We start from the raw sequence: 17143 nt of genomic DNA on the forward strand, positions 1-17143 counted from the left end.
TCAGCTCCTCACGCGGGCGATGATGGCCACCGGGCCGCCGCCGTCCGGCCCCTGATGCTCGGCGCCGCCGGAGACGAACAGGTCCGTCCGGCCGAGGGCGGCGGCGGCCACCCCGCCGACAAGGGCGCGGGCGTGCCGGGTGGCGTTGATGTCGCTGTCGTCGTTCATGATGTGGCGCCGCCCCCGGATCAGGCCGTCATGGGAAGGCTCGGCCTTGGCGAGCAGGGCGATCACGCGCTCCGACGCCTCGGGCGGCAATTGCCCCGCCCCCGGCAAGCCGAGATCGGTGAGCACCCCCAGGATCGCGGGCAGGTCGATGCCGTCTTCCATCACCCGGTGCGCGATGGCGAGGGGACCGGTCCAGCCCGGCGCGTTGCCGAGCACGATGATCTCGTTGCGCATCAGTTCGATTCCCGCCGAGGCGCTGGCGCGGCCGGAGAAGAGGTCGCGCCGGGCGCCGATGGCGGAATCCGAGAGCATGTCGCGATCGACCTCCCCGAGGGCGACGGCGATGCCCAGCGCCGAGGCGCCCCGGGACAGGCCCATCGAGGCGTAGGTGTCGTGCGTAGCGACGCCGTGCCCCCGGGCGGCGGCTTCGGCGATCCGGGCGCTCGTCAGCAGCGGGCATTTCACCTGCACGAAATGCACGTCGGCGGGGTCGGTGAGCCCCGCCCCGGCCATGGCCCGGACGACCGCCGCCGCAGTCGCCTCGACCTGCGCCATCCGGCCGATCTCCTCAGGCCGGAATTCCGCGGTGAAGGCCGTGCCGATGGCGAGCGCCTTTCCCTCTGGTGCTGCCGGTCCCTCCCGCCGGGCGAGGACGAGGAAATGCGGTGAGAGACCGCCCTCGGTGCCGCCGGACATGACGAGAGCGATCCGGGCTCCGACCTCCGCCGCCGTGCAGCCCATGGCGCCCGCCAGCGCCGTCTCCAGCGCCATCACGGCGAGCTGCCGGGTGAAGTCGTTCACACAGCCATTGCCCTCGGTCTTGCCGAAGATCGCGACGATCTCGGTCGCGCTCACCGCTCCGGAGGCGACGAGGCTCATGACCCCGGAGACATCAGCGGGATGCTGCGCGGGCACGCGGAAGACGAGGCATTCGGGCATGGGGAACCGGGCTGGGGTAAGAGGTGCGGTCCGGCCATCGGCGCGGACCCGTCGCCCGTCCGTGCGACGAGCGACGGAGGTGACTGGCACGGTCGGGAGTGACCGGCGCGAGCAAGCACGAACCGGACCATCGGCGATGGATCGGAGGATGCGCCGCATTCGGAAAAGGCCCTGGATCGCTTCGCTACGCTCGCAAGGACGGAGGTGCCGGCGATCCCAATCGAACCGAAACCGCCCTAGCCGTCGGCGCCCTCTCGCGCCCGCTGGCGGGGCCGCGACGGCCCTCGCTCGTGCAATCCGCCGGCCCGCAAACCGAGGGCAGACAGACGCAGCCGCGCGACCACCGGATAGACCGCCGGCAGGACCACGAGGGTCAGCAGCGTCGCGGAGATCAGCCCGCCGATCACTACGGTGGCGAGGGGGCGCTGCACCTCGGCGCCCGCGCTCGTCGAAAGGGCCATCGGCAGGAAGCCCAAGGCCGCGACGAGGGCGGTCATCATCACCGGGCGCAGCCGCATTTCGGCGGCACGGGTGGCGGCCTCCCTTGGGTCGAGGCCGGAGCCTTCGAGGTCGCGGATGTAGCTCGTCAGCACCACGCCGTTCAGGATCGCGATGCCGAAGGTCGCGATGAAGCCGATCGCCGCCGAGATCGAAAAGGGCATGTCCCGCAAAGCGAGCGCCAGGATACCCCCCGTGGCGGCCATCGGCACGTTGAGGAAGATCAGGCCGGCGAGACGGATATCGCCAAACATCACCACCAGGAGGACGAGGATTCCCGCCAAAGCCGCCGGGACGACGATCGAGAGCCGGGCCGTCGCTTCCTGCAGGTTCTGGTACTGGCCGCTCCATTGCAGCGCGTAGCGGGGCGGCAGCTTCACCTGATCGGACACGGCCTTCTGGGCGGCGTCGACGAAGCTCTGCACATCACGGCCTCGGACGTTGGCCTGGACCGAGATCCGACGCTGTAGCCGCTCACGGCTGATCTGGGCCGGGCCGGACTCGACCTCCACCGAGGCGACCATCGAGAGCGGCACCGTCATCGCGGGGCCGTTCTCCTTGCTCTGCCGTCCAACCGGCAGGGCGCGGATGCGCTCGATGTCGCTGCGGTCGGCCGGATCCAGCCGGACCACGATGTCGGTGATGGAATTGTCGTCGCCGTAGACCATGCCGGCGCTCCGGCCGCCGATGCTTTCGACCACGTCGAGCACGTCCGACACGTTGATGCCGTAGCGGGCGGCCCGGGCGCGGTCGACCTGGATCGAAAGGGCCGGCATCCCGGCCTGGGCCTCGGCCTTCACGTCCGCCGCGCCCTGGATGCCCGAGACCACGCGCACGATGGCATCGGCCGTGTCCTTCAGGACCTTCAGGTCGTCCCCATAGAGGCTGATCGCGACGTCGCCGCGCACGCCCTCCAGCAGATCGTCCATCCGCATCTGGATCGGCTGCGAGAAGGTGTAGGCGACGCCGGGCACCTCCTCCTTGAGGCGCTTGTCGAAGGCCGCGACGAGACCGTCCTGGCTGTCGGCGGTCTTCCAGGTGGACGGATCGGCGAGGGTGATGAAGCTGTCCGTCGACTCGACGCCCATCGGGTCGGTCGGAATCTCGGCGCTGCCGGTGAGCGAGACGATCCGCTTCACCTCGGGGAAGGATCTCAGCACCCGCTCGATGCGGGTCACTGTCGCGAGCGAGGCGTCGAGCGCAATCCCCGGCAGCTTCTCCGAGGTGATGACGATCGAGCCCTCGGACAGCTTCGGCAGGAACTCGCCCCCGAGCCGCGTGGCCACCACGCAGGAGCCGGCGAACAGGCAGAGCACCGTGAGGACGGTCGCGAGCACGTGTCGCTCGGCCCAGAGCAGCACCGGAGTGTAGGCACCCCGCACCGCGTGGACGAGGCGCGTCTCGTGCTCGCCGATGCCTTTCCCGGCGAGGAAGATCGCCGCGAGCGCCGGCATCAGGGTCAGCGTGACGATCAGCGAGGAGCCGAGCGCCAGGATCACCGTCAGCGCCATCGGGGCGAACATCTTGCCGGCCACGCCCTCGAGGGCGAGGATCGGCACGTAGACGACGATGATGATCGCCACCGCGAAGATCACCGGGCGAGCCACCTCGGCGGCGGCGTCGCGGATCAGGTCGTGGGCCGGGCGGTCCGGGTGCTCGCTGCGGGCGCGGAGCACGTTCTCGATCATCACCACGGCGCCGTCGACGATCAGCCCGAAATCGATGGCCCCGAGGCTCATCAGGTTGCCCGACAGGCCGAGCAGCCGCATCCCGGCGAAGGCCATCAGCATCGAGAGCGGGATCGCGGCGGCGACGATCAGCCCAGCGCGCAGGTTGCCGAGCAGCAGAAGCAGCACCACGATGACCAGCACCGCCCCTTCGAGGAGGTTGTGCTCCACCGTGTGGATCGTGCGGTCCACCAGGGCGCTGCGGTCGTAGTAGGGGACGATCTCGACCCCCGGCGGAAGCTGCTTGCGCAGGTCCGCGATGGTTTTCTTCACCTCCGCGACCACGGCGCTGGCATTCTCGCCGTAGCGCATGAGCGCGATGCCGACGACCGTCTCACCCTGCGCATCGTGGGTGACGGCGCCGAGCCGGACCTTCGGCGCCTCCAGCACCGTGCCGAGGGTTCCGAGGGTCACGGGCACGCCGCCGGGGCCGGTCGCGACGACGATGGCGGCGATATCCTCCGGGCTCTTGGCGAGACCGAGGCCGCGGATCGTTTCCTGCTGGTCGTTGTGCTCGATATAGGCGCCGCCCCGGGCGGCGTTGTTCTCGGAAAGCGCCGTGTAGACCTGGGCGAGCGTCACGCCGTAGCGGCGCAACGCTTCCGCCGAGACGCGGACCTCGTTGGTCGCCATCTGGCCGCCGTAGATGTTCACGTCGACGATGCCGGGCGTGAGCTTCAGCTTCGGCGCGATGGTCCATTGCAGGATGCGCTTCAACTGCATCGGCGTGTAGGCGGGGCCGCGCAACTCGAACTGGTAGATCTCCCCGAGGCCCGTCGCCATCGGTCCCATCTGTGGGTCGCCGACGCCCGCCGGCATCAGGCTCTTGGCCTGGGGGAGGCGCTGGAAGACCTCTGCCCGCGCCGCCGTCACCGGCACGGACTCGTCGAAGGTGGCGTAGACCGCCGAGACGCCGGCCCGCGATGTCGAGCGGACGCTGGCGAGCCCCGGCGCGCCGGCCATCGCGTTCTCGACGGGGAAAGTGACGAGCCGCTCGACCTCCAGGGGGCCGAGCCCCGGCGAGAGGGTCAGGATCATCACCTGCTTCGGCGAGATGTCCGGCACCGCGTCGATGGAGAGCCCTTCGAGGTTGGCGATTCCGGCCGCCCCCGCGGCGAGCGCGATCATCAGCACCAGGAAGCGGCGGCGCACCAGCAGGGCGAACCAGGTCCTCATCGCGCCCTCAATCCGTCGAGCCGAGGAGGTTGCGCAGCAGGATGGCCTTGAGGCCGAAACTGCCTGCGGTCGCGACCGTCTCGCCTTCCGCCACGCCGTTCCGCACCTCCACCCAATCCGCGCGCTGGATGCCAAGCGTGAGGGGCCGCCGCTCGAACCGGTCCGTGGCTTGGCGGACGAATGTGATCGGGCCGGCTTCCGTCTGCTGCACGGCCGAGGCGGGAATGGTGACGCCCTCGCGGCCGAGATCCGCCGCCACCGTCACGGAGACGAACTGGTTGGCCCGGAGCAGATCCTGCGGGTTGTCGAGCTCGATCCGCGCCGGAGCCGTGTTCGTCGCCGGATCGAGGGCCGCGTTCACCGAGCGGACGTGACCCTCGAAGGGCGGATGGCCGGGCATCGGGCTCTCCACCGACGCGTCGTCGCCCGCCTTCACACGGGCGATGTCGGCCCCGTAGAGGTTCGCCAGCACGACGACGCGGGTGGGGTCGGCCACGGTGAAGGCGTCCCGCCCGGTATCGACCACCTCGCCCAGCGTGATGCCCACGCTCGTCACCACGCCGCCGATCGGCGTGACGATGGCGCTGGTTCCGGGCGCGGCCCCCTCGGCCGGGGCGAGGCGCTGGTACTGTGCGCGGTACATCTCCGCATTCGCCTGCGCCGATTTCACCGCCGCCTGGGCCTTGGCCAGATCGACTTGACGCCGCTCGACCTCCGACTGAGCGACGCCGCCGAATTTCAGTTGATCCAGCCCGCGCTTGACCTGCAATGCCGCCGCCGCCTCGGAGGCCTGTGCCTCGCCGAGCGTCGCCTGAGCGGCCTGGACTCCGTTGCGGGCATCGAGGATGCCGGCGGCGTCGAGGGTCGCGAGGGTCTGGCCCGCCATGACCCGGTCGCCGGGCTGGACCGCGAGGCTCAGGACTCGCCCTTGCGTGCGCGGCTTGAGATGCGTCACCCGCCGCTCGTCGAAGGCGACGGAGCCGGGGGCGCGCACCGGCAGCACGATCCGACGGGTCTCCGCTCGGCCGAAGGCGAGACCGATGCGCTTCTGTCCGGCCTCGTCGAGGGTGACGAGATCCGGATTTGCGGGCGTATCGGCGGGCTTGTCGGCTGCCGTATCGGAAGCGGCCGGCGCGGCAAGGCCGAGCGCATCGAGGATCGCGCCGCGATACGTCCAGCCCGCGAAGGCCGCGGCGGCCAGGACGATCAGGAGGAGGAGCGCCCTCGGCGCGCGGCTGCGGCGCACGCTCGGAGACCGTGAGGCGGTCTCCTCGCGCTCGTCCGGGCCGAAGCTCTCGATCGGGTCTGACGAGTCCGCGTGGCGCGCGGACGATTCGGCGTTCAGCGACATGAGCGGGCAGTCCGCCGGCCGGTCGGGCCGGAGGCCGCATGGGAGAGGGAGCCAATCATGCGTCGAAACCCGACGGGAGCACCTCGTTGCTGACGTAGCGCCCGGTCTCGACCTCGCGGATCACCACGTCGAAGCCCTCGCCGCGCAATTCCCGGAGCCGCTGGACGGAGACATAGGTCTGGGTCTCGACATCGTAGAGCCGGCTCTGGGCGTAGCGATTGATGAGGCGGCGGGGCCGCCGCTTCCGCGGCATGGTTGCGCTCCCTCAGCGGTTCGGGATCGCGTCGGATGCGGCGTGGCCGCAGGGCGAGAGCAACATCGGTGGGGCCTGTGACAAGATCGGTCTGGCGCGAAATCGAGCCGAGTTAAGCGTTAGAGCCATTCTAATAAGTTGGGCGAAGCCGATGGGTCGCCACTAAATTCGGGTTCACACTCGTTGCGTCCCACAGACCGCCGGGCCGGCATGGGCCACAATGAGAGAACGGGAGGATCGGGCGAGCGTGGCGAGGCTGTTGCTGATCGAGGACGATGCGGACACGGCCGGGGACGTGCTCGACGATCTGCGCGGGCGCGGCCACGATGTCGCCTGGGCATCGACCGGGCCGGATGGCGCCCGGTCGGCGCGGGAGGGCGGCTGGGACGCGATCATCCTCGATCGGATGCTTCCCGGCCAGGACGGGCTCGGCGTGCTTCAGGACCTGCGCCGCGACGGGGACCGGACGCCCGCCCTGGTGCTGAGCGCGCTGGGTGACGTGGACGAGCGCATCCGCGGCCTCCGGGCCGGCGGCGACGACTATCTTGCCAAGCCCTTCGCCCTCGGCGAACTCGCCGCGCGGATCGAGGCGCTGCTCCGCCGCCCCGTCGACAGCCGCGAGACGCTGCTACGGGTCGGCAGCCTCGAAATCGATCTCATCGCTGGGACCAGCCGGCGCGGCGCACGCGACCTCGACCTCCTGCCCCGCGAATTCAAGCTGCTGACCTACCTGATGCGCTCGCCCGGCCGGATCGTCACCCGGGCGATGCTGTTCGAAGAGGTCTGGGACTACCGCTTCACCCCGAAATCGAACCTCATCGATGTCCATCTCGGCCGTTTGCGCCGAAAGCTTGAGGCGGCCGGCGAGCCACCCCTGATCCAGAACGTCCGCGGCGTCGGCTTCACCCTCACCCCCGATGACTGACGTCCTGCGCTCGACCACCCTGCGGTGGGCGGTAGGGATCGCCCTGTGGTCGGTGCTCCTCGCGCTGACGATGTTCGCCTTCATCTACTGGCAGACAGCCTCGTACCTGCGGGAGGAGCTTGCCGAGACCCTGCGGCTCGAAGTCCGGGCGGCCGTGGCCGATCCCGACACCACGGCGCTGAGGGTCGATACCTGGACTGCGATGGACCCTCACGCCCGCCATTACGGCGGTTTGTTCTCTTCGGACGGAACGCGCCGCGCCGGCAACCTCGACCGGATGCCGAAGGGCCTTCCCCTGGACGGCGACGCCTATCGCGTGAACGCCACGGTGGAGGTCGGCGGTCGCCGCCTCGACGACGAAATCTGGGCGGCGGCCTTGGCGCTTCCCGGCGGCGGCACGGCGGTGATCGCCCACGACACCGACGACATCGACACGGTCCGGGTGACGACCCTGCGGGCACTCGGCCTCGGCCTGCTGCCGATGCTGGCGCTGTCCGGGATCGGCGGCGTCGTCCTCGCCCGCCGGGGCCGCAGGCGCCTCGCCGCCACGGAGGCCGCCTTGGCCGAGGTGATGCGCGGCAACCTCGGCAAGCGTCTGCCGGTCGGGGGGCGAGGCGACGAGTTCGACCGCCTCGCCGCGAATGTGAACCGGATGCTCGACGAGATCGAGCACCTGATGGGCGAGGTCCGCAGCGTCGGCGATGCCGTCGCCCACGACCTGCGCACGCCGCTCACCCGCCTGCGTGCCCGGCTCGAACGGAGCCGGGCGCAGGCCAAGACGGCCGCGGAGTTTCACGAAGCCATCGATCAGGGCCTCGCCTGGATCGACCAGACGCTCGCCATGGTCACCGCCGTCCTGCGGATCGGAGCGATGGAGGAAGGCCGCAGGACCGCCTTCGCCTCAGTCGATCTCGGCGAGCTGGCTGCGGCGGCGGTCGATTTCTTCGAGCCCGAGGCCGAGGAGAAGGGTGTCCGGCTCGTGCTGGCCGTCGCGGAGGGACCAAACGCCGTCCACGGGGATCGGGACCTCTGCTTCGAGGCCCTGTCGAACCTCATCGACAACGCCGTGAAATTCACACCCCCCGGGGGCGTCGTGCGCGTCGAGGTGGCCTGCAGTGGCCGAGCCGTCGCGGTGGCCGTCGAGGATACCGGCCCCGGCCTCCCGGTGAGCGAACACGATAAGGTCTTCCGACGGTTCTACCGCGCGGAGATGTCCCGCCAAACTCCCGGCAACGGACTCGGCCTGAGCCTGGTCGCTGCCATCGCCAAGCTTCACGATGCAGCCGTGAGCGTCCGGGCGGCCGAAGGGAGCGGTTGCCGGTTCACGATGACGTTTCCGCAGACGGCGATCGGCTACTCTGCGCCCGTAATCGCTTGATGGTCGATCATCGCGGGGTTGTGGGGGTTAGGCTTCCCGAAGCGAAGGGTAACAGGCTCCTCGGGTCGCAGGGTCAAATCCCCCTTTGCCAAGATCCGGCTTCTGCTTCGCCACTTCTCGCCGCACGGCGCGACACCACGTGTCTCAACCGGCTGTCCGTTTGAGGTTCTGTGCCGCGCGGGCATAGCCGCCCCCGGCGCCATCGATGAAGTGCAGATGATCGGCGCGCACCGGCGAGGGGGTGATGCACGTCACCACAGCTGCGTCCTGCCGGTGCATTCCGTATCGGATCAATCCCTGCGCTTGCGCCGCCGCCAGCATCGCATCGATCCCGTCGACGGTCCGAGACGGACAGGCGACGGTCAGGCGCAAGCCGTCATCGTATTTTCGAAAGTCGGCATTGGCGACGAGCTGCCGTGTGTAGATGCGGGGTGAGAACCGGCCGACGCTCCATTTCAAGCGGAAGATCGCGAAGGAGAAGCACCGACGCGCCAGGGCCAACGCGCAGCGCAGGGCGTAGGACCCGAAGGCGGGACCGGCGATCCGCGCTTCGTCCCTCAACCCCGACCAGGGTGCGCGCATCGCCGGTCCTTCCTCGGGAAGGGGGCAGCCCATTCGGGGTCCCTCGTCGATGGCGGCGATCACGCTCTCCAGCACGATGCGCACACGAGCCCGGTCGATCCCGGGTCGCGGGAGCACGATCAGCGAGAGAACGACGCTGTTGCTCCTGCCCACCGGCTTGAAGCGGCAGGAGAGGCCGCTGAGGTCGGGACGTGCCCGGCCGACAGCCGGCGCCACGGCGAAAAGGCCGGCTTTCATGGCGGCTTCCGCCCAGGCCAAGCCCCCGCCGGTGAACATCGCATAGGCGATATCCGACGACGCCCTGTAGCGGGCGACGCGCAGGTCGTGCCCCGCGTCCCGCACGGCGGAAACCGGGACCAGGGCCGCCCGAAGGCTCAGTTTCAGATCGTCGCGCGCCCAGGTCACGGTCGCCGCCAGCGCCGCCTCGACCGTCGCGCGGCCATCCGGCGGGATCAGGACGCTCGCGCCGTCCCCGCCGAAGACGAAGGGGATCTCGCGACCCGGCAGGGCATTGCGGATGGATGCGATCGCGGCGGCGCCCGCGAGGTTCACGGCCCTGTAGCGGCCCTCCTCGATGGCGGCCGTGGACATGGTGACGTCACTCAGGGCGATCCACCAGGAATCCGGGACGGGCACGTAGCCGGCATCGTCCAGTACGTCCCGGAAGCGGTCGATGGGCGGCAGCGTGCCGTAATCGAATGCGCCCTCGTCGATCCTCGGAGCATCCGGCATCGCGATCACCGATCCATCCTTGCCGGACCTGTCCGACGTCGCACTCGGACAAACGCTGGCCCCGCGTGAGACCGCAGGCCGAGGCCGGGCGGACAATCGCGTGACAGGCACTGACGATCAACCGGTGCAGGAGTGTCATCCCCTGGACCCTGGCGTCCCGCGACCTGCAGGTCGCCAGGCCATGGCCGGACGAGACTATGAACCGGCGCCAGGACGTGATGCACGGACGCGGCGATGGGCGGCCCGGTCTTTTACGGCGAATCAGGTGATTCCGATCAAACGGAAACCGCGCTCGAGCGGCATCCGATCATGTTGGTTCAGCCTGCCTTCTCCAGATCGTCCCCTCATCCTGAGGTGCCGTCGCGAAGCGGCGGCCTCGAAGGAGGGCTCCAGGGATCGCGCGTCAGGCTGGAGCCCTCCTTCGAGGCCCGCTGACGCGGGCACCTCAGGATGAGGGGAGAGGGTGGGGGCCGCCTCGACGCGGTCGGTTGCGGCTCTAGCCGCCCGGCTGCTCGCGGAAGCCGCGCAGCAGGGATTGCAGGTCGTGCTCCTGCACCAGAGTGGCCGCTTCCTCGGCGGCGTACCAGCGGCGGGTGCGCTGCTTCCGTTCGGGCCAGCACTTGCGTTCCTTGCTGACCTCCAGCGGATAGACCTTGACCGCGCACGAGATGGCGCTGCCGTCGTCCAATCGCTTGTCATACCGATAGCGCCCGACCGATTTCTTGCCGATCCGACCCTTGAGCCCGGCCTCCTCGAACGCTTCCTGCTCGGCGGCGCGGTGATCCTTCCAGCCGGACATCGGCCAGCCCTTCGGGATGATCCAGCGTTTCGTCTCACGGGACGTCACGAGAAGAACCTCGACTCGCCCCTCCGCATCGATTCTGAACGGCAGGGCTGCGATCTGCCGCCGCCGTTATTCCTTCTTCTTCAGCGTCGCCTCCTCGGCGGCTTGCATGATCTTCGAGCAATCCTGCTCTGCAACCAAAGGGTCAACAACCCTATTGATTGGCATCGAAGCGACGAGCGCTCCCGAAGTTGCGTGATCGGGATAACGCGGAATTGCGCGGCTAGTGCCTTTGCACCCGCTAGGATTGTGCGTAACGACGTCGCACCGCGAACGACTCAGGCGCCGCATGTCGATCGAGATCGAACGCAAGTTCCTCGCCCTGCCGACCGTTCTCGCGCATTGCCGGAACGGTGTCCGCATCGTGCAGGGCTACCTGCACACCGATGCCGAGAACACCCTGCGGATGCGCAGGATGGGCGAGCGCTACTACGTCGCCTGGAAGGGCAAGCGTCGAGGCGCCGTCCGCGAGGAGATCGAGAGCGAGATCGACGCGGAACTCGGCGCCACGATGCTCGACACGATCGCCCCCCGGTTCCGGATCGAGAAGGTCCGCCATCGCATCGATGTCGGCGGCCTCACCTGGGAGGTCGACCTGTTCGGCGGGACACTCGGTGGTTTGATCCTGGCCGAGGTCGAACTCCCTCGCGAGGATGAGGATGTGCCGCTTCCAAACTGGATCGGCCGCGAAGTGACCACCGACGAGCGCTATCGCAATTCGCGCCTGGCTGCCCTGGCGGGCAAGCCCCTGCTGGTCGCCGCCTGAGACCCTGACCCGGAAGGGCCGAGCGCCGCTACAAGCCGCCCTTGCGTTGCAGGCGTGAGCGAGCCGGGAACTTGGCCCAGGCGGGGATGCGTCACGCCACGCCGGCGAGGTCCAGGGCTGCTCTCACGCCTTCTCGGGAGCCGAGCACGGCGGCACGTTCGGCGCGGGTGAGCCCCGCCCAGGCGGTCTCGAGATCGTCGGCATCGGCGAGCTTGGCCCGGCCCACCACGAGGTTCGCGTCGATGGGGCCGTCGCCCCGTTTGCGCGGCGGCGGCAGGGCGTCGAGGTGATGCGCCCGAAGGGCCGGATCTTGGATCAGGCGGCGCAGGCCATCCTCACCCTCCGAGTCCTGGCTCAACTGGCGGTAGAGGCCGAGCGCCCGTTGCAGGGAGGGTGGCGGGGTGACCTCCTCGGGAATCCGCAACAGGCCGAGCCGGCGCAGGGCGCGGCCCGCGCTGCGGCTCGACGTGAGCAGCACCAGGGGCACGGCGAGGCCGAGGCCGACCAGCACCGGCGTCATCCAGAGGAAGAGCGGCGTCGAGACCGCATAGGCGGCGCCGGCCAGGATCAGTCCGAACAGGGTGTATTGCCAGTAGCCGCCGATCACCGCGCCCAAAGGCACGCGGCCGTCGTCGCGCCGCTGGGCGTTCCAGCCGGAATCGCGGCCGAGCAGCACGCCGACCACGGCCGAGGATTGGATCAGCATGGCGATGGGCGCGATCAGGCCGCCGATCAGCGTCTCGACCAGCACGCCGCCGAAGGCGCGGATGCCGCCGCCGCAGGCCCGGCGCAGGCGGGGGTCGAACAGCAGCGCGATGTAGGCCATCAGCTTCGGCGCCAGCAGCACCGCCATCGTGGCGGTGAAGAGCTGCTCGGCGAGGACGGGATCGACCTTCGGCCAATTCGGGAACAGCGAGGGGCCTTCGCCGAAATATTCGGGCCGCACGAAGCGCGATTGCAGCGAAATCAGCACGCCGAACAGAAGGAAGATCAGCCACAGCGGCGAGGTCACGTAGCTGCCGATGCCCATCATCAGGTGAAGCCGGCTGACCCAATGGAGCCCTCGCGTCGGCAGCACGGCGGCATGCTGAAGGTTGCCCTGGCACCAGCGCCGGTCGCGCACCGCGACGTCGGTGAGGGAGGGCGGCCCCTCCTCGAAGCTGCCGGGCAGGTCGGGCACCATGCGCACCGCCCACCCGCCCCGGCGGATCAGGGCGGCCTCGACGAAATCATGGCTCAGGACATGGCCGCCGAAGGGCGTGCGCCCGCGCAGCACCGGCAGGCCCGCCTGCTCCGCGAAGGCGCGGGTGCGGATGATGGCGTTGTGGCCCCAGTAATTGCCCTCGGTGCCGTGCCAGCGCGCGATGCCGTGGGCGATGAGCGGTCCGTAGATGCGTCCGGCGAATTGCTGCATCCGCGCGAACAAGGTCGTACCGTTCACGATCACCGGCAGGGTCTGGATCAGTCCCGTGCCGGGTTCCTTCTCCATCAGGGCGGCGAGGCGCACGATGGTGGCGCCCTCCATCACGCTGTCCGCGTCGAGGATCAGCATGAACGGATAGGCCCCGCCGAAGCGGCGCACCCACTCGGCGATATTGCCGGCCTTGCGCTCGGTGTTCTTGGCCCGGCGGCGGTAGAAGATGCGCCCATGGCTCCCGGTCCGCTCGCGCAGGGCGAGGAACGAGGCCTCCTCCGCGATCCAGACATCCGGGTCGGTCGTGTCGCTGAGGATGAAGAAGTCGAAGCTGTCGAGGCGGCCGGTCGCTTCCAGGGATTCGTAGATCGCCTGAAGGCCCGCCGCGATCCGCGCCGGGTTCTCATTGTAGCAGGGCATCAACAGCGCCGTGCGCGTGCCGAGCTCCGGCAGAGACCCGTCGTCGGATCGGCGGCGCGCCGCCAGGATGTCGATGAGGCCGCCGAGGGCGCTCGTGAACGCCAGGGCGATCCAGGCGAACAGCACGACGAAGAGAATGAGCACCGCCCAGCCGAGGAAGCTCTGCCCCGCCCCGTTCAGGACGAGGTACATCTGGCGCCCGCCGATGGCGGTCATCGCAACCGCGCCCCCGATGACGAGGACGCGCCGCAGGGCGAGGCCGCGTGTCGGCGCGATCAGGCCAGCCTCCCGCCGGGGCTCGGCCCGCAGCGATTGGACCGGCATGTCGAGGGGGGCCGGCGGCGGAAGGGCGGGGCGCGTCGCCACGTCCGGCGCGGCTTCCAGAACCGGCATCAGGCGGTCCAGCGGTAGAGCCAGGTCTCGGAGACCGGCCCGGTATCACCGAGCAGCACGCAGCGCAGTTCCGCGAGCTTGGCGCCGCCGTGGAGCAGGTGGAAGCTCAATCGCCACCCCCCGGTCTCGGGGTTGGGGATCGCCGCCACGTCGGTGACCTTGCCGACGCTGGTGCTGACCTCCGCACGGAACGGCGCGTCGGCCGATTTCCCCTTCACGGCGTCACCCACGACGTCGATGACGAAGATGCGGCTGTTCTCCTCCGGCCCGGCGCCGATCATGGTCGTGGTGACCCGCGCGAGCCGTGTCTGCCAGGGGATGTCCCAGCCCCAGTGCATCCGGTAGGTGAAGGTGTATTCGCCGTGGGCGGTCAGCTTGTCCTTCGGGCGCCAGAACGCGACGATGTTGTCGTTGGTCTCGTTCGGCGTCGGGATCTCCACGAGGTCGATGGCGCCTTCGCCCCAATCGCCAATGGGCTCGATCCACAGGCTCGGCCGCTTGTCGTAGCGGGCTTCGAGGTCCTGGTAATCCGCGAAGATGCGGTCCCGCTGCATCAGCCCGAAGCCGCGCGGGTTGGCCTGCCCGAACACGCTGAATTGCAGGTCCACCGGGTTGCACAGCGGGCGCCAGATCTGCTCGCCCTGGCCCGTCCACATCAGCAGCGCCTCGGAATCGTAGACGGCCGGGCGCCACTCGTCGAAGCGGCGGGAATCCTTCGGCGACAGCTGGTACATACTGGTGAGCGGCGCGATGCCGGATTCGACGATGTCGACGCGGGGGTAGAGCACGCTCTCCACGTCGAACACCGTCGCCGTGCCGGGCCGGACGGTGAAGCGGTAGGCGCCCGTGACGCTCTCGCTGTCGAGGAGCGCGTGGATCACCAGGGCCGGCGAGTCAGGCTTCGGCTTTTCCAGCCAGAACGAGCGGAAGCGGGCGAATTCCTCGCCCTTCGAATTGCCGGTGCCGATGGCGAGGCCGCGCGCCGAGAGGCCGTATTGCTGCCCCTTGGTGATGGCGCGGAAGTAGCTCGCGCCGAGGAAGGCGCAGAGTTCGTCGCTGTCGCCGCCGCCCTGGCCCGGCACATGGATGCGGAAGCCGGCGAAGCCGAGGGGCTCGGTCACCCGCAAGGCCGGGTCGTCATAGCTGAAGAGGTCGGCATTGTAGGGCACGGCGGTCGCCTTGCCGTCCGCGACCTCGAAGATGTCGACGGCCGGGCGGAACAGGAAGCCCCGGGGGAAGAACTGCACCTCGAAGGGCAGCTTCTGGTCGCGCCACAGGGCGCGCTCCTTGCGGAAGCGGATGCCGCGATACTGGTCGTAGGAAAGGGACTTGATCGCCGCCGGCAGATCGGTGGACGGCGCCTTGAACGGCTGTTTCGACAGCGCCTGCGCGAGGCGGCGCACGGTCGAGCCTTCGAACGGACCCGGCGCCGGGGCGGGAGCCTGCTGCTTGTCGTTCGACTCCGCCAGCGCGGCGCCCGGCAGAAGACCCCGGTCCAGCAGGCCGACGAGGGCCGCACCGGATCCGCCGAGGATGACGTTGCGTCGATGCACGGGATAAGGTCTCTTCAGCATGTCACGGAGCAACAGATATGGCCAAGGTGGCCGAATGGTTCCGTGATGTCCCGGCTATCATGCGGCACCGGCCGCCGGGCGTCACCCGGGCAGCCGGTCGTCGTCGTATCAGGCCGCCTTCTGCCGGGTCGCGGCCGTATCGGCCGGGCGGCCGAGGCCGAGCGACTTGGCGAGGTTCGAGCGCTTCTCGCTGTAGGAGGGCGCCACCATCGGATAGTCCGGGGCGAGGCCGAACCGCTCGCGGTAGCTCGCCGGGGTGAAGCCGTGCGCCGCGAGATGGCGCTTCAGCGTCTTGTAGCGGCGCCCGTCCAGGAAGCTGATGATCGCGTCGTGCTGGATCGACTTGCGGACCTGCCCGGCGGAGGGCTTCTCCACCGACTCTTCCTGCACCACCGGGGTATGGCTGCCGAGCGCGCCGAGGGTCTGGTGCACGGTGGCGATCAGGTGGGGAAGATCGGACGGGGCGACGTGGTTGTGGGACACATAGGCGGCGACGATGTCGCCGGTAGCTACGATGAAGTCGAAGCTGTGTCCTTCGGTATCGTGAGACATTCGCGTGTTTCCATGATTGCACCCTCAACTTTGCGATGGGCTGTATCGCGGATAAGTGCAAGCGGAAATGCTGTCATACGTACGGATTACAGATCAGCGTTCAGCGAATGGCTTGCGGCCGGGCAGTAAGATCATCGATTGGGCGTCTGGTGACTCCGCGCCTGGTACGGCTGCCTGCCTAGAGGGCTACGATGTGCTTGCACGGCCGTCTGGCGCGGTCTCGGGGAACCTCGGCTCAGGCCGTGTCCCCCGTCTTTGCGACCGGAGCGAGGCCGCCCAGGGATCCGCCACGTCCGGTCAGGTCCCGCTTCCCCGGACGGTGAAGCGGGCGATCCCGATCGAACCGAAACCGCGCCGGCGCCCGCCTCAGGCCGACTTCTCGCGCTGAGTCACGACCAGTGCCCAGATCGTCGCCGGGATCCAGCCGATTAGCGTCAGATGGAGGATGATGCAGAGGATGCCCTGGAAGATCTTCCCGCGCAGGAACATGGCAAGCCACGGCGCCAGGAAGCAGATGATGATCATGACCATGGAAACGGCTCCCTTGCGGCCGGGCGCCGATCAGTGGATCAGCATCAGCCCGAGGACCAGCACGGCACAGATAGCCGCGAGGACCCCGCCGTAAAGCGGGAGGGTCCAACTACGCCTGCCATGGGGGTCGGCCGCCGCACGGACGCGCGGCGAGGCTGCCTCGTTGGCCCGCGCCAGCTTCACCTCCTGTGGCGTCGGCGGGGCACCCCCGGCCTCCTCGCAGGTGCCGAGCATCGCCGCTCCGACATCGACATGCTCGACCTTGTCGCCCGTGCGACCGCTGTTGATATCACCCTTCAGCTGGGCGACGTTCGGCCGGTCGGATTCCGGCGGATCTCGCGGCTCGAGGTTTCCGGGCGGGGGCGGGGTCTCGGAGCGGAGCATCGTGCGGCCTTTGCGGTGATGCGGGGCCAACGCGACATCGTGTGAAAGGGTGCCGGCGCGGCCGACATGCCTGCCTGCGGCGCGTCGCCACCCGCTCATGCCGCTCAGGGCGATTTCACGTCCCGCCGGAACGCGCCGAGGAAGCGGTTCAGGCCGGCGACGATGCGACCGCTCTCGCTCTCCTCCACCATCTTGGGCTCGGCTTCCTCGGCGAGATCGTCGGCGACCTGCTTCAGCACCTCGCCCACGAGCTGCGGCCAGGGTTCGCCCTTGTCCTGCAACAGCCGCGCCGCCTGAACGAGGGCCGTCACCTGCTCCGGGGGCAGGGGGCGTTCCACGATTTGCGCGTAGCGCATGCGCGCGGCGAGCTCGGTCGCCAGACGGTGGACCTTCGCCATGCCATCGGCGGCCTCCTCGGCGGCGAGGGCGCGCGTCTCGGGGGGTGATGGATCACTCGGCAAGATGACTCGACACGATAACTCGGGACGTTGCGACAAGCGCGCCGAGTATAGCCGATCCGCCCCGCGATGAAGCGA

At 69.3% G+C, this 17143-nt stretch carries 15 protein-coding genes; 3 read left to right on the forward strand and 12 right to left on the reverse strand.

The genetic code is table 11. The features are described 5' to 3' along the window. The 4 genes from atzD to ACS5Q7_RS07575 all read right to left on the reverse strand — a co-directional run bounded on the left by atzD (nt 1) and on the right by ACS5Q7_RS07575 (nt 6112). Entirely contained in the window at nt 1–1107 is a 1107-nt protein-coding gene (gene atzD / locus ACS5Q7_RS07560) for a cyanuric acid amidohydrolase (protein WP_478338726.1), read from the reverse strand. A gap of 236 nt (nt 1108–1343) precedes the next feature. Continuing rightward, nucleotides 1344–4508 carry an efflux RND transporter permease subunit gene (locus tag ACS5Q7_RS07565; protein ID WP_478338727.1) on the reverse strand — a complete coding sequence of 1055 codons (3165 nt, stop codon included), beginning with the start codon at nt 4506–4508 and terminating at the stop codon, nt 1344–1346. A gap of 7 nt (nt 4509–4515) precedes the next feature. Next, nucleotides 4516–5859, reverse strand: a complete 1344-nt coding sequence (locus ACS5Q7_RS07570) for an efflux RND transporter periplasmic adaptor subunit (protein ID WP_478338728.1) — start codon at nt 5857–5859, stop codon at nt 4516–4518. Between the two features lie 55 nt (nt 5860–5914). Then, nucleotides 5915–6112, reverse strand: a complete 198-nt coding sequence (locus ACS5Q7_RS07575; RefSeq protein WP_478338729.1) for a polyhydroxyalkanoate synthesis regulator DNA-binding domain-containing protein — start codon at nt 6110–6112, stop codon at nt 5915–5917. A 247-nt stretch (nt 6113–6359) separates the two neighbouring features. Here ACS5Q7_RS07575 and ACS5Q7_RS07580 point away from each other — a divergent pair, with 247 nt between their 5' ends. Next, entirely contained in the window at nt 6360–7037 is a 678-nt protein-coding gene (locus ACS5Q7_RS07580; RefSeq protein WP_478338730.1) for a response regulator transcription factor, read from the forward strand. Beyond that, nucleotides 7030–8415, forward strand: coding sequence for a HAMP domain-containing sensor histidine kinase (locus ACS5Q7_RS07585; protein ID WP_478338731.1), 1386 nt, complete (start codon nt 7030–7032; stop codon nt 8413–8415). The genes ACS5Q7_RS07580 and ACS5Q7_RS07585 overlap by 8 nt, the downstream gene beginning before the upstream one ends. 144 nt (nt 8416–8559) lie before the next feature. Here ACS5Q7_RS07585 and ACS5Q7_RS07590 read toward each other — a convergent pair whose 3' ends face one another. Both ACS5Q7_RS07590 and ACS5Q7_RS07595 read right to left on the reverse strand, forming a co-directional pair. Further along, the gene (locus ACS5Q7_RS07590) at nt 8560–9729 is read right to left on the reverse strand and encodes a DUF3095 domain-containing protein (RefSeq protein ID WP_478338960.1); all 1170 of its coding nucleotides are present in this window, start codon (nt 9727–9729) and stop codon (nt 8560–8562) included. Between the two features lie 496 nt (nt 9730–10225). Further along, entirely contained in the window at nt 10226–10576 is a 351-nt protein-coding gene (locus ACS5Q7_RS07595) for an NUDIX hydrolase (RefSeq protein WP_478338732.1), read from the reverse strand. Nucleotides 10577–10862: 286 nt separating this feature from the next. On the opposite strand from ACS5Q7_RS07595, the gene ACS5Q7_RS07600 reads away from it, so the two are divergent. Then, on the forward strand, nt 10863–11339 hold the full coding sequence (locus ACS5Q7_RS07600) for a CYTH domain-containing protein (protein ID WP_478338733.1): 477 nt from the start codon (nt 10863–10865) through the stop codon (nt 11337–11339). Between the two features lie 91 nt (nt 11340–11430). Here the strand turns inward: ACS5Q7_RS07600 and mdoH are convergent, their stop codons facing one another. From mdoH to ACS5Q7_RS07630, 6 genes are all read right to left on the reverse strand, one after another. Beyond that, nucleotides 11431–13566: a glucans biosynthesis glucosyltransferase MdoH gene (gene mdoH / locus ACS5Q7_RS07605; RefSeq protein WP_478338734.1), complete on the reverse strand. Its 2136-nt coding sequence runs from the start codon at nt 13564–13566 to the stop codon at nt 11431–11433. Beyond that, nucleotides 13566–15119: an OpgD/OpgG family glucan biosynthesis protein gene (locus ACS5Q7_RS07610; RefSeq protein WP_478338735.1), complete on the reverse strand. Its 1554-nt coding sequence runs from the start codon at nt 15117–15119 to the stop codon at nt 13566–13568. Before ACS5Q7_RS07610 ends, mdoH begins: the two co-directional genes overlap by 1 nt. Before the next feature lie 129 nt (nt 15120–15248). Further along, nucleotides 15249–15692: a Ros/MucR family transcriptional regulator gene (locus tag ACS5Q7_RS07615; RefSeq protein ID WP_478338736.1), complete on the reverse strand. Its 444-nt coding sequence runs from the start codon at nt 15690–15692 to the stop codon at nt 15249–15251. Nucleotides 15693–16058: 366 nt separating this feature from the next. Further along, nucleotides 16059–16223, reverse strand: a complete 165-nt coding sequence (locus ACS5Q7_RS07620) for a YqaE/Pmp3 family membrane protein (protein WP_426220525.1) — start codon at nt 16221–16223, stop codon at nt 16059–16061. A 30-nt stretch (nt 16224–16253) separates the two neighbouring features. After that, nucleotides 16254–16607 carry a hypothetical protein gene (locus ACS5Q7_RS07625; RefSeq protein WP_478338737.1) on the reverse strand — a complete coding sequence of 118 codons (354 nt, stop codon included), beginning with the start codon at nt 16605–16607 and terminating at the stop codon, nt 16254–16256. Nucleotides 16608–16711: 104 nt separating this feature from the next. Next, complete coding sequence (locus tag ACS5Q7_RS07630) at nt 16712–17005, reverse strand: hypothetical protein (RefSeq protein ID WP_478338738.1); 294 nt, start codon at nt 17003–17005, stop codon at nt 16712–16714. Between the last annotated feature and the right edge of the window lie 138 nt (nt 17006–17143).

It is taken from the genome of Methylobacterium sp. Gmos3 (assembly GCF_056430985.1).

Bases quoted from the DNA above. Each gene is read 5' to 3' on its own strand.
- atzD (WP_478338726.1), bottom strand. From the start codon at position 1,107: ATGCCCGAATGCCTCGTCTTCCGCGTGCCCGCGCAGCATCCCGCTGAT.
- ACS5Q7_RS07565 (WP_478338727.1), bottom strand. From the start codon at position 4,508: ATGAGGACCTGGTTCGCCCTGCTGGTGCGCCGCCGCTTCCTGGTGCTG.
- ACS5Q7_RS07570 (WP_478338728.1), bottom strand. From the start codon at position 5,859: ATGTCGCTGAACGCCGAATCGTCCGCGCGCCACGCGGACTCGTCAGAC.
- ACS5Q7_RS07575 (WP_478338729.1), bottom strand. From the start codon at position 6,112: ATGCCGCGGAAGCGGCGGCCCCGCCGCCTCATCAATCGCTACGCCCAG.
- ACS5Q7_RS07585 (WP_478338731.1), top strand. From the start codon at position 7,030: ATGACTGACGTCCTGCGCTCGACCACCCTGCGGTGGGCGGTAGGGATC.
- ACS5Q7_RS07590 (WP_478338960.1), bottom strand. From the start codon at position 9,729: ATGCCGGATGCTCCGAGGATCGACGAGGGCGCATTCGATTACGGCACG.
- ACS5Q7_RS07600 (WP_478338733.1), top strand. From the start codon at position 10,863: ATGTCGATCGAGATCGAACGCAAGTTCCTCGCCCTGCCGACCGTTCTC.
- mdoH (WP_478338734.1), bottom strand. From the start codon at position 13,566: ATGCCGGTTCTGGAAGCCGCGCCGGACGTGGCGACGCGCCCCGCCCTT.
- ACS5Q7_RS07615 (WP_478338736.1), bottom strand. From the start codon at position 15,692: ATGTCTCACGATACCGAAGGACACAGCTTCGACTTCATCGTAGCTACC.
- ACS5Q7_RS07620 (WP_426220525.1), bottom strand. From the start codon at position 16,223: ATGGTCATGATCATCATCTGCTTCCTGGCGCCGTGGCTTGCCATGTTC.
- ACS5Q7_RS07625 (WP_478338737.1), bottom strand. From the start codon at position 16,607: ATGCTCCGCTCCGAGACCCCGCCCCCGCCCGGAAACCTCGAGCCGCGA.
- ACS5Q7_RS07630 (WP_478338738.1), bottom strand. From the start codon at position 17,005: ATGGCGAAGGTCCACCGTCTGGCGACCGAGCTCGCCGCGCGCATGCGC.